The organism is Vibrio sp. D417a (genome assembly GCF_030248595.1).
Lineage (GTDB): Bacteria > Pseudomonadota > Gammaproteobacteria > Enterobacterales > Vibrionaceae > Vibrio > Vibrio alginolyticus.
The window spans coordinates 59,105-74,414 of sequence record NZ_JAHGAM010000006.1; the positions used below are offsets into that span (position 1 = coordinate 59,105).

The 15,310-nt window shown below is 46.3% G+C and carries 9 protein-coding genes; 3 read left to right on the forward strand and 6 right to left on the reverse strand.

Annotated elements, in window-relative coordinates:
- The first annotated feature begins 45 nt into the window (after positions 1-45).
- Positions 46-573, forward strand: coding sequence for a ribosome biogenesis factor YjgA (gene yjgA / locus KI742_RS07765; protein ID WP_005381124.1), 528 nt, complete (start codon positions 46-48; stop codon positions 571-573).
- An 88-nt stretch (positions 574-661) separates the two neighbouring features.
- Here the strand turns inward: yjgA and KI742_RS07770 are convergent, their stop codons facing one another.
- Positions 662-1,624 carry a D-2-hydroxyacid dehydrogenase gene (locus tag KI742_RS07770; RefSeq protein WP_138939828.1) on the reverse strand — a complete coding sequence of 321 codons (963 nt, stop codon included), beginning with the start codon at positions 1,622-1,624 and terminating at the stop codon, positions 662-664.
- Between the two features lie 103 nt (positions 1,625-1,727).
- Entirely contained in the window at positions 1,728-2,480 is a 753-nt protein-coding gene (locus KI742_RS07775; protein WP_138939827.1) for a pseudouridine synthase, read from the reverse strand.
- A gap of 342 nt (positions 2,481-2,822) precedes the next feature.
- Here KI742_RS07775 and KI742_RS07780 point away from each other — a divergent pair, with 342 nt between their 5' ends.
- Positions 2,823-4,088 carry an NRAMP family divalent metal transporter gene (locus tag KI742_RS07780; RefSeq protein WP_138939826.1) on the forward strand — a complete coding sequence of 422 codons (1,266 nt, stop codon included), beginning with the start codon at positions 2,823-2,825 and terminating at the stop codon, positions 4,086-4,088.
- Between the two features lie 108 nt (positions 4,089-4,196).
- Here KI742_RS07780 and rapA read toward each other — a convergent pair whose 3' ends face one another.
- On the reverse strand, positions 4,197-7,106 hold the full coding sequence (gene rapA / locus KI742_RS07785) for an RNA polymerase-associated protein RapA (protein ID WP_005388434.1): 2,910 nt from the start codon (positions 7,104-7,106) through the stop codon (positions 4,197-4,199).
- A gap of 561 nt (positions 7,107-7,667) precedes the next feature.
- Between rapA and KI742_RS07790 the strand changes: the two genes are divergently transcribed.
- On the forward strand, positions 7,668-9,044 hold the full coding sequence (locus KI742_RS07790; protein ID WP_005381133.1) for a PhoH family protein: 1,377 nt from the start codon (positions 7,668-7,670) through the stop codon (positions 9,042-9,044).
- Between the two features lie 66 nt (positions 9,045-9,110).
- Here KI742_RS07790 and tldD read toward each other — a convergent pair whose 3' ends face one another.
- Genes tldD through KI742_RS07805 form a run of 3 tightly spaced genes read right to left on the reverse strand, consistent with a single transcriptional unit; the run spans position 9,111 to position 15,304 of the window.
- Complete coding sequence (gene tldD / locus KI742_RS07795) at positions 9,111-10,556, reverse strand: metalloprotease TldD (protein ID WP_005381134.1); 1,446 nt, start codon at positions 10,554-10,556, stop codon at positions 9,111-9,113.
- A gap of 11 nt (positions 10,557-10,567) precedes the next feature.
- A complete protein-coding gene (locus tag KI742_RS07800) occupies positions 10,568-11,389 on the reverse strand; it encodes a carbon-nitrogen hydrolase family protein (protein WP_005381136.1) in 822 nt (273 codons plus the stop codon).
- A gap of 33 nt (positions 11,390-11,422) precedes the next feature.
- Entirely contained in the window at positions 11,423-15,304 is a 3,882-nt protein-coding gene (locus KI742_RS07805; protein WP_104975638.1) for a YhdP family protein, read from the reverse strand.
- Positions 15,305-15,310 lie beyond the last annotated feature (6 nt).

Below are 15,310 nucleotides of genomic sequence, written 5' to 3' on the forward strand. Positions count from 1 at the left end.
CTTGTTAAAATAGTCATAATATTAATCAAAACACAGGCAACTGAAATGGCACGTAAGAATCAAAAAGCGCCATGGGAACCAGAAGAAGAGATCATCTGGGTAAGTAAATCCGAGATGAAGCGAGACATGGAAGAACTGCAAAAGCTAGGTGAGGAGCTTGTCGGCCTCAAACCTTCAGTTCTAGAAAAGTTTCCATTGAGCGAAGATTTGCGAGAAGCAATTGCTGACGCGCAACGCTTTAAAAATGAAGCGCGTCGTCGCCAATTACAACGTATTGGTAAATTGATGCGTTACGAAGATCCAGAGCCAATCCAAGCCGCACTGGATAAAATTCGTAATAAGCACTCTCAATTAACGGCGGTATTCCACAAACTCGAAGCGTTGCGTGATCGCGTAGTGGAAGAAGGTGACAAAGCCATTGATGACGTAATGGAAATGTACCCAGAAGCGGATCGTCAGCGTCTACGCCAACTTGCTCGCCAAGCAGCGAAAGAGAAAAAAGCTGGGAAACCAGCAAAAGCGTACCGCGAAATCTTTCAGATCCTTAAAGGTCTAAACGAAGAAGAGTTTTAATTCGACGGCTCAAGCAATGAGCATTCGATTTAAACGCAAAAAGCAGACGTCAATGTCTGCTTTTTTATCTTTGGTTTTACAGTCAGCGCTACACTAAGCGATTAACGCGGTCTCCGCGCTCGAAAGCGTTAATGTTCTCAATCAGGATTTCCGCTAAACGTTGGATAGATGAGTCGCTGCCCCATGCAACATGCGGTGTCAGTAACAAATTAGGTAAACTCATATTGGCAATCAGCGGATTGCTCTCATCAGCTGGTTCTTGTGTAAAAACATCAAAACCAGCCGCTGCAATTTCTTGCTGTTTTAAGGCATCCACCAGCGCGCTCTCATCCACCAAACCTCCACGCCCTGTATTAATCAAAATGGCGTTGGACTTCATTTGTTGCAACTCAGCTTGACCAATTAAATTCTGAGTATGATCGTTAAGCGGGCAATGCAAAGTCAGCGCATCGGAGCGTTTTAATACTTCCTCAAACGACACATAACCAGGCCGACATTCTGCCGCCCCTTTACGCTCAGAAAACAAGACGGTCATTCCTAACGCTTTAGCCAGATTCGCCGTCGCTTGCCCTAGCGCCCCACTACCAACAACACCTAACGTGCTACCACCAATATCCCCGATTGGGTGAGTAAAAAAACAAAACTGCTGGTTACGCTGCCACTCACCTGCGGCAATATCTTGGTGGTACCCAAATAAATTCCGTCTTAAAGCGAATAACATTGCCATCACGTGCTCGGGCACCGAACGCGTCGCGTAACCACGTACATTAGCAACCGCAATATCATGATTAGCACAGTAGTTCACATCGACGTTGTTAAATCCAGTTGCGGCAACCGCGATCATCCGTAATTTTGGTAGCTGCTCTAATACATGTTGGTCAAGCAGGACTTTATTGCTAATCACGATATCGGCATCTGCTAACCTTTCTATTACCTGCCCAGGCGCAGTTAGGTCGTACTCACGCCAGTGGTGCGGAAAGCCAGGTCGTGGGATCTCAATATGTTCTGGGATGGTCGCTCGGTCTAAAAATACGATGCTTGGCAAAGACATAACAACTCCTTGTTCACGGCTGAAAGACAGGATACATCAACCACAGTAACGAAATAGCCAAAAATAGAGAACTAGAAAGAACCGCTGTTGAGTGCAATTGGCATTAAGGGTGTGGCAACGTTTTATAATCAGGCAATGTACGCTCTGGCGAAAAATAGTTAAAGATCATCGCCTCGGCTTCAGGATAAAAGTCACAGGGTACAAAAATACTGCTCAACTGTTCTGTGACTGGGTGATAAAAACTTAACTCCGCAGCGTGCAACTCTAAACGCTCTGAAAACTGATACGCCTCTTCAGTTGCATAAAACTCATCACCAATAATCGCATGACCAATCGCCATCAAATGCACGCGTAACTGATGCGATCGACCAGTAATGGGCAGTAGTCGCACAACGGTCGTATGGGTGCCATCAGGGTGAACTTCACGCTTCACTACTTGGAATAAAGTTTGAGATGGTTTGCCGTCGTCAAAACATACTTTTTGTCGTGGACGATTTGGCCAATCACAAATTAATGGAAGATCAATATTCCCTTCTTGCGGCTCAACATGCCCCCAAACACGTGCGTAATACACCTTGTGAGTGAGGCGATATTGGAACTGCTTTTTTAATGCTCGCTCCGCGGGTTTGTTTTTCGCCAGCAACATCAACCCTGATGTCGACATATCCAAGCGATGCACAACTTGAATTTCTGGATGCAACTCTTTGAGGCGGATCCACATGCTGTCGTAATGCTCTGCAAGGCGACCAGGGACAGACAGCAGCCCTGATGGCTTATTCACTGCCAGAATGTCGTCATCCTCAAAAACGATATCAACCCAAGGGTCGGTGGGAGGGGTATATTCAAGCATTGCCATGGGAGATCTCTACAAAATAAAAACGCCGCGATTATATACCCAAATAGCACCCAGATGCAGGATTCTGAAGAAAAGTTCAACCCAATAAAACAAAGTCAATCCTTTAGCATAAAAACTAAAAATAGCACGTTGTAAATTTAGTTTGACAACAAGACGCATAACTGAATAGAGTGCTAGATGCACACAGCATGATATTCGCAAAGAATACTTAAAATAAATACACCAAAACACAGCATTTAAAAGACATTACCGTTGCGCAGTATAGGGCGATCGCTCAGCTTGTCATGTACTGCGGTATGTATCTCTTTAGAAAGATACATAAGATAAAAAGGACAATAAGCAATGGACTCCGCCGTTATAGATAAACCCCAATCCAAACTTTCCTTATTTTTTCGTTCGCTAGGCCCCGGCATATTAATGGCATCTGCTGCGGTCGGTGGTTCTCACCTCGTGGCATCAACCAAGGCTGGTGCGATTTATGGTTGGCAATTGGCTGCACTGATTCTGCTCGTAAACCTGTTTAAATACCCTTTTTTCCGAGCGGGCGTACAGTACACCATGGGGACAGGGCTCACCTTGGTTGAGGGCTACGCGAAATTAGGTCGGCCTTATCTATGGCTATTTCTATTTCTGAGCGTGGTATCGGCCGTCATCAATACCGCCGCTTTGTTGATGTTTAGCGCTAGCTTGCTGGGCTACTTCATTCCGTTTTCACTATCAATGGCATCACTCAGCATCATTGTGATTGTCACCTGCCTGATCATATTATTTGCTGGCCATTACAAAGCGCTCGATACGCTATCTAAAGTGATAATGTCGGTGTTAACCATCGCGACTTTACTCGCTGTTTCTATCGCCGTTGGTAACCCTGTTGAGCAAGTAGCCAACTTCGAGCCGCCATCACCTTGGTCTATTGCGGCTATTGGTTTTATCGTCGTGACAATGGGGTGGATGCCTGCACCGATAGAGATCTCCTGTTTAACCTCAGCGTGGCTAAAACGCCAATCAAGCCAGCAAGAAGTAACATACCGCTCTGCTCTATTTGACTTTAATGTCGGTTATATTGGCACGGCGTTTCTTGCCATTATCTTTGTATCGCTAGGCTCTTTGATGCTTTATGGTTCTGGCGTTGCGCTTGAAAGCTCTGGCGTTGGCTTCTCCCACCAATTGGTTGGCTTATATGCGGCAACGATTGGCGAATGGTCTCGTTACTTGATCGCGGTAATTGCGTTTTTCTGTATCTTTGGCAGCACGATTACCGTTATTGATGGCTATTCGCGCGTTATTTCGGATTCTCAACGCTTACTGCGCTCGCAACCAGACACTAACCCTAAAACCACTTCAGCGATCATGCTGGTAGTCTCCTTACTTGCATTGGGTATTGTGGTTTTCTGGGCTTCTGCGTTATTGCCTATGCTGAACTTTGCGATGATCCTCGCCTTTATGACCACGCCATTCTTTGCTCTGCTAAATTACACATTAGTGAGCAAAACCAAGTTACCTGAGCCTTTGGCTGTTGGACCTAAACTAAAGTGGTTGTCGATTGCAGGCCTGATTTACTTGTTTGGCTTCTTGGCTGTGTTTATTTGGTGGAAGTGGTTGATGTAAATGAGATAGCTATCAGTGATTAATGCATTCCGCATAAAGAAACTAAACCGTAAATAAAGAAAAAGGTCTTCAACTGAAGACCTTTTTTAATGAGCAATAAATACTTACTTAGTTGTGGCTCACCACAATCAAACGCAGCGAGTCGAGCTGAACCTGAGCTTGGTTGATGTAACCAGTGAGCTCTTTAATTTGTGCGTCGATAGCTTCAATTTCTTCGTCACGAATATTTGGGTTCACCGCTTTCAGTGCTTGCAAACGCTCAAGCTCTGCATTCAAACTGTGCTGCATATCTTGATGAGCTTGCTTGCGTACTTCTTCGACCTTCTCTTCAATAAGAACATCACCAGCTTCAATTAAGCGGTGTACGTCTTTCTGTACCGACGTAACCAACTTGCTACCTAAGTGACGGTTTACAGGGCTGAGCTGGCGGTTAAAGCTTTCAAACTCCACTTGAGCAGACAAATCATTACCACGCGAGTCCATCATTAAACGGATTGGCGTTTTCGGTAAGAAGCGCGCGATACCACTGCGTTTTGGAGCTTGCGCATCTACCGCGTAAATCAACTCAAGAAGAATAGTCCCGACTGGTAACGCTTTGTTTTTCAATAGAGATACCGCAGACGTCCCCACCCCTTCACTCATAAGAAGATCGATACCACCCTGGATCATTGGGTGTTCCCAACTGATAAAGTGCATATCTTCACGAGATAACGCTGTATCACGATCAAACGTGATCGTCGCTCCTTCGTATGGCAGACCTGGGTAGCTTGGCACCATCATGTGCTCAGATGGGGTCACAATCAGGGCGTTTTCACCTTTATCGTCTTGATTCAAGCCAATCGTGTCAAAAAGAGAAAGTGCGAAGGTGACCAGATTGGTATCGCCGTCGGTTGATTCAATTTTCTCAACGATTTGTTGTGCTTTTTCCCCGCCATTTGAATGCATTTCTAATAGGCGATCACGGCCTTGCTCCAATTGGGATTTCAGCTCTTTATTCATTTTTGCTGACGCTTCAATGATCTCATCTAGCGTGCTGGTATCACCAGAGGCAAGAATTTCAATCAGATCATCGGAGTACTTATCGTAAACAGCACGGCCTGTTGGGCAGGTTTCCGCAAAAGCGTTCAGGCCTTCATCGAACCAACGTGCTAAGATCGCTTGCGATGTGCCTTTCAGGTAAGGAACATGAATGTCGATATCGCGATTTTGACCGATACGGTCCAAACGACCAATACGTTGCTCAAGCAAGTCTGGGTTGAATGGCAAGTCGAACATGACAAGTTGGTTGGCAAACTGGAAGTTACGACCTTCAGAGCCGATTTCGCTACAGATAAGAACTTGTGCTCCACCTTCTTCTTGCGCAAAGTAAGCCGCCGCTTTGTCACGTTCAAGAATCGACATACCTTCGTGGAAAACGGTGGCGCGGATACCTTCACGCTCACGCAGTGCTTGCTCCAATTGCAGTGCGGTACTCGCACGAGAAGCAATCACGAGGATTTTCTCGCTACGCTTCTCTTTTACTTTTTCAAGCAACCAATTCACACGCGAGTCAAACTGCCACCAGCTCGCGTCATCGCCTTCAAATTCTTGGAAAATTTCTTCCGGGTAAAGGTTCTTCATCGCACGTGCTTCAGAACTCATCTTACCGCCAATCATCCCAGCAACACGCATTGATGTAGTGTATTGCGGTGGAATATCCATTGGCATCAGATGCACGTTACGCGTAGGGAAGCCTTTGATGGCCGCGCGCGTGTTACGGAACAGAACACGCCCTGTACCATGACGATCCATCAAGTTATCGATCAGCTCTTGGCGTGCCGACGCTTTAGCTTCTTCGTCCGCTTCACTTTCGATAATGCGGAAAAGTGGTTCTACGTCTTGTTCAGACAACAACTCAGTGATCTGGTTTTTTGCTTCATTAGGTAGCTTTTCACCGGAAAAGAGTGAAGTAATCGCATCTGCTACGGGCGCGTATTGCTCTTCTTCCTCAACGAATGCTTCGTAATCATAGAAGCGGTCTGGATCCAACAAACGCAGACGAGCAAAGTGACTCTCACGACCAAGCTGCTCTGGCGTTGCAGTCAGTAGCAACACACCTGGAGTACGTTCAGCCAAGCCTTCTACCACTTGGTATTCACGGCTCGGTTTATCTTGGCTCCATTCAAGGTGATGCGCTTCATCGACAACCAGTAGGTCCCATTCACCTTCCAGTGCTTGTTCAAAACGCTTGCGGCTCTTGCGTAGGAAATCCAAAGAACACAGCACATATTGCTGAGTATCAAATGGGTTTTCTGCATCCGCAAAAGCTTCGATACAGCGCTCTTCGTCAAAGATAGAGAAATGCAGATTGAAACGACGCATCATCTCAACCAGCCATTGATGCTGCAGTGTTTCAGGCACCACAATCAAAATGCGTTCGGCACGACCAGACAGAACTTGTTGGTGAATGATCATACCCGCTTCAATGGTTTTACCCAAACCTACCTCATCCGCCAACAAGACGCGTGGCGCGTGACGACGGCCAACTTCGTGCGCGATGTAAAGCTGATGAGGGATCAAACCTGCACGCATACCACATAGGCCACGCATTGGGCTCTTATGCTGCTCAAACTGGTTGGTTAGCGCACGGTAACGCAGAACAAAGTTGTCCATACGGTCGATTTGACCGGCGTACAACTTATCTTGAGGTTTGTTAAAACGAATTTGGTTGCTAAGAAAAATCTCACGCAGAACAACAGCGGTTTCTTGCGTGTCTTCACGAGTACCGAAATAGGTGTAAAGACCTTCATCTTCCAGTACTTCTTCTACTTTTAGAGACCAACCTTCTTGGCAATCGATGACATCCCCAACATTAAAGGTGACTCGGGTAACAGGTGCATCATTACGTGCGTAAACTCGGTTTTCCTCTGACGCTGCAAACATCAATGTCACAGTACGAGCATCCATTGCTACAACGGTACCTAAACCTAAATCGCTTTCCGTATCGCTAATCCAGCGCTGCCCCAAAGCAAATGTCATGAATTGACTACCTCGTTATTAGTTCTTGATTCGTATTTCTTGTTGGTCTACTCATGCCCGTGGGCATGGATAATAGTTTAGATCTGATTCTGGCTTCTGCTATGCCGATAGCATTCGTCATTCCAGTATGAACTGAGTATTTTTTAAGCCAGCTCAACATGATAAATCGGACGTAGCCTATACGCAGAAAAAGGTCGCTAATCTTACTTGAAGCTGTGATTTAGGTCACGCCGAAACCGCACCAAGCAGAAACTTTTTTTCCCAAACTCTAAATGCAATCAAATTGTAAAATACTCATGCCAATTATTAAGTTGTAGAACGTAAATATTACGTATACTTCTAATGAGGGGCGTTTAAAACCATTGCATATGATTTAAGCGCGTTAGTACACGATTAGGATCAACACGGGTTTGCAGTAAGTTGTCTTGCTACTCGGTTGCACACTAGCCGACATCAGCCCGACAACCTCTATTGCAAGCAATCAGAGTTAGGTCACTTCACACCTATTTGGAAACGACCTAACAACTCGCATGCAGAGCCGTACTACGGCAAGGAGACGCTATGGGCGATACCGATCGGAAACTGTTTGTACTCGATACCAACATTCTTCTTCATGAACCCTTTGCCATCTTCTCTTTCCAAGAACACGATGTCGTTATCCCCATGACCGTGTTGGAAGAACTCGACCGAATCAAAGACAGTAAGCGCGACGTTGCAAGAGATGCGCGCGTGGCTATTCGCACCTTGGAAGATTTGTTTAAAGAAGCAACGCCAGATGAAATCTCTGAAGGCATTCCTGTTTCTAAAGACAACCCCGACCAAGGTACTATTTCCATTTTGGCGGATTTTGAACTGCAGGAAACCGTCAAAGCCTTCGCCGACAAAGCCGGTGACAACCGTATTCTCAACGCGGTGCTTTATCTGCAAAATAAACGTGCACCACGTGAAGTGGTACTGATCACGAAAGACATCAACATGCGTCTGCGAGCCAAAGGGGCTGGTGTACGCTTTGTTGAGGACTATAGAACCGACCAACTGATTGACGACATTCAATACCTAACCAAAGGCTTTCAATTGCGTGAAGGTGATTTCTGGAGCGGTATTGAGGAAGTAGAAAGCTATGCACTGGGCGGAAAAACTTACCACAAACTCAGTCGCGAACCCTTCGACCCAACCTTTATCAACCAATACGTTATTGATGAAGACAGTGACTTTGCTGGTCGCGTAGAAACCATCAATGAAGACAAGCTAACGCTTCTCGACCTGAGCCGCGAACGTCTAATGCATCGTAAGGCTTGGGACATCACACCTAAAAATATCTACCAGGGAATGGCGTTAGATGCCTTACTCGATCCAGAAATTGACTTGGTGATTCTAACGGGTGCGGCGGGTAGTGGTAAGACATTACTGGCAATGGCAGCAGCATTGGAGCAAACTATTGAAAAAAGCATGTTCGATAAAATTATCGTAACACGTAACACGCCAGATATCGGTGAATCCATCGGCTTCTTACCCGGCTCCGAAGAGGAGAAAATGATGCCGTGGTTAGCGGCGGTGACCGATACCTTGGAAGCGCTACATAAACACGATCACTGCACTGAAGGCTCATTGAAGTACATCTGCGATAAAGCCAACATTCAATTTAAATCGATCAACTTTATGCGTGGCCGTTCAATTCAAAATGCGTTTGTACTGCTTGATGAGTGTCAAAACCTCACTGCATCACAAATCAAAACCATCATTACCCGCTGTGGTGAAGGAACCAAAATCGTCTGCTCCGGTAACTTGGCGCAGATTGACTCCCATTACCTCACCCCAGTGACCTCTGGTTTGACCTACATGGTTGAACGCTTCAAGAACTTTGAAGGCAGCGCGAATATTCACCTCAACGGCGTGGTTCGTAGCCGCTTGGCGGAATTTGCTGAAGAAAACCTGTAATTGACACCGACTCACAAAGTAAAAGAGCGCTCTAATGAGCGCTCTTTTTATAACGATTCAACTGAGTTACTCAGTGCCACCTACTGTCAGTGAGTCCAGTTTCAAGGTCGGCTGACCAACCCCAACTGGCACACTTTGACCTGCTTTACCACATACGCCAACGCCCTTGTCGATACTTAGGTCGTTACCGACCATAGAGACTTGCTGCATTGCTTCGATACCTGATCCAATCAACGTCGCACCTTTAACAGGGCGCGTAATTTTACCGTTTTCAATCAAGTATGCTTCGGATGCAGAGAACACAAACTTACCCGAAGTAATGTCCACCTGACCGCCACCAAAGTTTGGCGCATACAACCCTTTCTCGACCGTCGAGATTATTTCTTCTGGCGTATGTTCACCTGGTAGCATGTAGGTGTTGGTCATACGCGGCATTGGTAAATGTGCATAAGACTCACGACGACCGTTACCTGTTGGGTTCACACCCATTAACCGCGCGTTTAGCTTGTCTTGCATGTAACCTTTCAGCACACCATTTTCGATAAGCGTGTTGTACTGGCCGTTTACCCCTTCATCATCCACATTCAGTGAACCACGAAGGTCTTTTAACGTGCCATCATCGACGATGGTACACAGCGAAGACGTCACTTGTTGACCCATTTTGCCAGAGAAAACCGAAGATTCCTTCCGGTTAAAATCACCTTCTAGGCCATGACCTACCGCTTCGTGTAGCAACACGCCAGGCCAGCCAGAACCCAATACCACTGGCATCATGCCAGCTGGTGCTGCTTCTGCTTCAAGGTTGATTAACGCCATGCGAATCGCTTCGTCTGCGTAATGAAAAGCTTGTTTCACACCATTGCTTTCCGTTAAAAAGAAATCGTAACCGAAACGGCCGCCGCCACCAGCGCTACCGCGTTCACGTCGTTCACCTTTTTGTGCGAGCACGCTAATAGACAAACGCACCAAAGGACGAATATCGCCTGCATAAGTACCGTCTGTTGCCGCAACAAGCATCTGCTCATGCACACCGCTGATGCTGATCGAGACCTCTTTAATCAATGGTTCTTTAGTGCGGATGTAAGCATCTAGAGATTTGAGCAATTCTGTTTTTTGCTGCTTTTCCCATTCAGCTAGTGGATTCACAGCGGCGTAGTACGCTTGGTTTTCGGTGCGTTTAAACGCTTGGACTTTACCATTCTGCCCTTGCTGAGCAATACCGCGCGCCGCCATTGCACTCTGCTTCAGGCCTTCAGGCTGGATTTGATCAGAGTAGGCAAAGCCGGTTTTCTCGCCAGTTACTGCACGGACACCAACACCACAATCAATGTTAAAAGAGCCATCTTTGATGATGCTGTCTTCTAGAACCAGAGACTCATGCCAGCTGGACTGAAAGTAAATGTCCGCATAATCGATCTGGCGCGTCGCAATGCTGGCAAGCGTGTCAGCAATGTCTTGTTCTGTCAGACCATTTGGGGCAAGGAGTGCCTGTTCTATTTGGTTTGTGCTCATAGTTAGCTCTTTTATTTCCGTCTCAATTCATTTTGAAAGCGACTGTGTTGAGTCAGCGGCATATTCTGCCTTACTTGTTGGCTTTGTGACAAATCTATCTCAGTCACCAATAAACCTACTTCATCCTGAAGCTGTTTATGGATACGTCCCCAAGGGTCAACGACCATTGAGTGTCCCCATGTTTTTCGTCCACATGGATGCGTTCCAGTTTGTCCGCTTGCCAAAATCCAACATTGTGTCTCAATCGCTCTAGCTCGCAATAATACTTCCCAGTGAGCTTGCCCCGTCACAGCGGTAAACGCAGCGGGCACCACAATGATATCCGCCCCTTCTTGACGCAATACTTTATAAAGTTCTGGGAAACGTAAATCATAACAAATACTCAATCCAACACTGCCGATATCAGTTTCCGCAACGACTATTTGATTACCCGCCATAAACGTATCCGACTCACGATAACTACCATAACCATCGGCTACGTCGACATCAAACATATGCAGTTTGTCATAGTGAGCAATGCATTTACCGTGCGGCGGAAATACAAGTGTTGTGGTGGTGACACCTTTTGCGGTTTGAATGGGCATGCTTCCGACAATTAGCGTTAACTGGTTCTTTCTAGCGATTTCACAGAGCCGCTGTTGAATCATGCCACTGCCAAGTGGCTCTGCATGTTGATGATAAGCTTCGCGACTGGAAAATAGCACTGTATTTTCAGGAGTAAGAACAAGTTTGGCACCTTGCTTGCTCGCTAAAGCACACTGTTTTTCAATGAAGTCCAAATTCGCGTTAATATCCGGACCCGAAGTCATTTGAATAATGCCAACACGCTCCATGTGTTTCCTCCCTATTCCATTATATTCGGTGAGTTATTTGGCCTGTTCACGCAGTTTTTCTGGCAGCTTGTATTCACCTTTACTTCGCGAAATTTCTTTCACCGTTGGTGAATCTAGTGGGCCTTTCACTTCATAATTGACTTGAGTGAAGACCTCAACCACCGGAGATATCACCGTAGAGATGGCCAAGACATACAAAGCAGTTTGAGGCGCAACGGCAAACGCGGTCAGCATTGGTAGGCCTGATGTGATGTCTGGTGTGAATTTCACTTCCGCATCAACCATTCTGCTGTTCATATTAGCGATGCCGCGGATTTGCATTTCCCCTGCTAACGCATCCATTACGATATCATTGGTGATAAACACACCGTCTTGGATTTTGCCCGTTCCCGTGATCGAGTTGAATGCCATGCCTTTATCGAATACGTCGGTAAAGTCGAGCTGCATCTTACGGATGATAGAATCCAAGCTAAACAAGCCTAACAAGCGTGCCGCACCACTAACTTCACTGATCACGCCTTTACCAAATTCCGTTGAGACGTTTCCTTGCAAGGTTTGTGTCTTCATTGACCAAGGTGCGCCGTCCCATTCCATATTGGCATTGATCTCAAATGGTGCTTGTTGAATGCCTGATGTAATACCAAAGCGCTCCATAAGATCGGTGTTGTTATCACCTTTCATTTTCATGGTTAAGTTGGAATGACTACTCTCTTTCGTCAGGTCCCACCAACCACTCATATCAATGCGGTTTTTGCCGCTACTAAAGGTGATATTTTTCCACTCCAAGCGGTTCTCGCGACGCTGCAAATCAACATTAACTTTGCCCACTTTGTAACCTTGCAGCCAAAAATCATCGATGTTCAAAGTTAAGTTTGGCATCTCTGCGTGAAACTTGCGGTCAAAATTGGTAATCAAAGGTGCGTTTTGATCTTCACTCGCAAAGATTGAACTGCGCTCTTTGGTCATCTCTTCAAACCCTGGGATGTACAGATGCAAGTGCTCTAGAGAGACCGATAGATCATAGGGTTTCAGATAGTTAGCTTTCCCTTTAACCTCTTGACTGTCCACATCGAGTTGCCAACTCAAATTTTTCTTGCTTGCTGAAAAATCCACATCATGAAACTCAATCCCACCGAGCTGTAAGTTTGGCGTTTCAACTTCAATGCGTGTCGGCAATGGAATGGTCGGCGTTTTCATGCTTGCCAAAACAGACGATGAAGGCTTGCTCTCAGAGACCTGCGCAAGCTCCGCCCATTGGTCTAAATTCAGTTCTTCGACACGCACCGAAGCATCGTGCCCGACAATAGGACTAATCCGGAAGCCACCTTTGCCAACCATTAAATGAGTCGCAGTCAGAACCGGGACATCGCCAGCGATATCTATCTCAGTTTGATACTTCACATTTGGGATCTGTAGTCGTGCTGAAATACTCTCTTGGTTGCCGGATGCTTGCAGTTTCGCTTGCCCAGACTCACCAATTTTTTTCGCTAAAGGATAAGGATATTGACTAGCCAGACGATTTAGCTGCGCCAGCACTTCAAGCTGATAAGTGAAACCAACATCATTGAGTTGCAAGTCAATATCCATTTGCCACGGCGCATGGCCAGAAACAAGGTTTAACCAACGCTCACCGACATAGGGTTTGAGCGGCTCAACATCCCAATCTCCTAGTGTATTAATTGTCACGTTGTAGCCTTGCTCCGCACTCTCTCCATGGAAATCAAGAGAGATAGGCTGTTGTAATAATTCGGCCGACAAACCCGATGTGGTAACCACATCATTGTCGAAGGTGATACGTCCTGTGGCGTTTTCAAGCGTCATTGGCGGCGCTTCAATATCAACACGATTTTCTGTTAAATCGGCATAACCCCAAGCGCGAGAGTCTTTCTCAAAATCAAACGGTATGTTGAGTTGAAACTCAGAGTAAACGGGCCCACTCACTTGCAGCGCTGTCAATGCGGCACCGACTGAATCCACTAATGGCGTCGCCATCATGTAGTCACGGACTTCATTACCCGGCGCGCTTGCTTTCGCTTCAATCTCGATGTGTCCACCTTCTGCCAACTCAGGGATTCGTCCAGTGATACGCTTGGCATGAACGCCATTTAGTGTGGCTGATTTTGAATCCAAATACATGGCATCATTTTCAAACAGCAAGTCTAGCTGCAAATCCGTGATGGTTGGCCATGCCGTATCAAAGCTAAATTTCGCGTCTTTTAATCCAACCCAAGCTTGGAACATGCCATTATGTTCTTTGTAAGGAAAATCACCTAACTCGCCATACCACAACAATTTCGCTGTGTTCACTTTACCGCCCTGAATCGCGGTCGAAAGATAGTCGGTCAAGTCTTGTCCAAGTGCCAGAGTCGGTAGATAGCGCCATGTCTCACCCGCGTTGTAGAGATCCGCTTCGGCATAGAACGATAAAAATGGGCTTTGTTCTTTTGGAAAATCAAGACGGAATGCCCCCAAGACTTGAAGATCAGGCGTTGCTGCCGTCACTTTATCCGCCCACAAACGCCAACCCGCATCATCTTGCTGCCAGATAATATCGACTTCACCTTGTTTGATATTCAGCGGAGCTTGGAATACATCGCCGTACGGAAAGACATCATCAATGACGGTGACTTTTGCTTTAGCTTGATTCACATCCCCCGATACGCTGCCCTGTACGTGATGAAACCCGGGTAGGAGCTCCCATTGTGTCATCGCGAGTTCATCCAGTTCAGCCGAGTAGCGTAAGGTGTCTAAACCACCGTTCATTGACAATCGGACATCTTCGACCCGACCTTTCGGTGCTAGTTTGTTAATAAGGTCACTGGTCGACTCTGACTCTGGAGCCAGCTTAATGAGCGGAATGAGTGCTTCAATGTCGAGTTGAGAGAGATTAAGCATCCAGCCGTTTGGTTGCCAATCAAACGCGACGTCTAGCTCTGGCCAAGGGGTATTATCGGTTCTGATCTGAAGTGAGTGGCCATTTACTTTCCAGCCTTGTTTATCTGGTCGAAGATTGAAAATTCCAGACTCAATAAACAGCTCATGATGTCCATCTTCATTCCACACCAACTCGGAAGGCAGCAATTCAACATAAGCATCATGCGGTTGGCTATGTTTGAGCGTTAGCCAAGTATTTAAGCTGACTTTACCCGACTCTGCTCCTGACTCTTCTTGCATGTAAGTGGTCAGCCAAGGTGTGACCGAGACATCTTGAGCACTCACGTAAAACTCACCAGATACATCGCGCAACGAGCCATGATCTTTAAAGTTAGCGCTTACTAACAATGAGTTCAGGCGAACATCGGCAATGCTAACCGTGCCTTCGGCTACGTGACGTTTCCCTTGATTGCTCCAACGAAGCTGCTCAATATCTAAACGGCGAGTTTCACCAGACACCGACTTATACCAAATCCGTGAATCGCTAATAGTGAAGTCTTCGAACTGACGTAAAAGAAGTGAGTCGAGTTGGTCAATGAGTTTCACTTCGCTCTTATCCACTTCAGGCTTCGGATCTTGACGATGAGAAGTCGGCAGAATGTCTACCGTGTGAATGTCTAAAGCGAGGTTATGAATGGTAAGGTCTGCAACTACAGGTTTAAGTTGAAAAAGAGATTGAATAAGGTCGAACTCAATTTGGACTTCTTCAACAGCGAAGCGTGCATCTTGCACGTTTGGTAGATTTGCCTCTAAACCCAGTAACGCAATTGAGGGATGATTATTGCGCCACGTCCCTGCGACATTAGCAATAGAAACGTCAAAACCTGTGCCTTGTTTGACCCAGGTTTTGATCTCATCTTGGAAATGGTTAAGTTGCGGCAGTGTGACGCGAAGCGTGGTTACTAATATGGCTAATAACACCAATACAGTAACTAAACTCCACGCACAAAAACGCCCAAAACGGTTAACACCAGAATTCACAAATGT

What these genes read in the sequence shown, in the direction of transcription:
- KI742_RS07775 (WP_138939827.1), bottom strand. Translation starts at nt 2,480, where the DNA reads ATGGCAATGCTTGAATATACCCCTCCCACCGACCCTTGGGTTGATATC.
- KI742_RS07770 (WP_138939828.1), bottom strand. Translation starts at nt 1,624, where the DNA reads ATGTCTTTGCCAAGCATCGTATTTTTAGACCGAGCGACCATCCCAGAA.
- tldD (WP_005381134.1), bottom strand. Translation starts at nt 10,556, where the DNA reads ATGAGCACAAACCAAATAGAACAGGCACTCCTTGCCCCAAATGGTCTG.
- KI742_RS07780 (WP_138939826.1), top strand. Translation starts at nt 2,823, where the DNA reads ATGGACTCCGCCGTTATAGATAAACCCCAATCCAAACTTTCCTTATTT.
- KI742_RS07800 (WP_005381136.1), bottom strand. Translation starts at nt 11,389, where the DNA reads ATGGAGCGTGTTGGCATTATTCAAATGACTTCGGGTCCGGATATTAAC.
- yjgA (WP_005381124.1), top strand. Translation starts at nt 46, where the DNA reads ATGGCACGTAAGAATCAAAAAGCGCCATGGGAACCAGAAGAAGAGATC.
- rapA (WP_005388434.1), bottom strand. Translation starts at nt 7,106, where the DNA reads ATGACATTTGCTTTGGGGCAGCGCTGGATTAGCGATACGGAAAGCGAT.
- KI742_RS07790 (WP_005381133.1), top strand. Translation starts at nt 7,668, where the DNA reads ATGGGCGATACCGATCGGAAACTGTTTGTACTCGATACCAACATTCTT.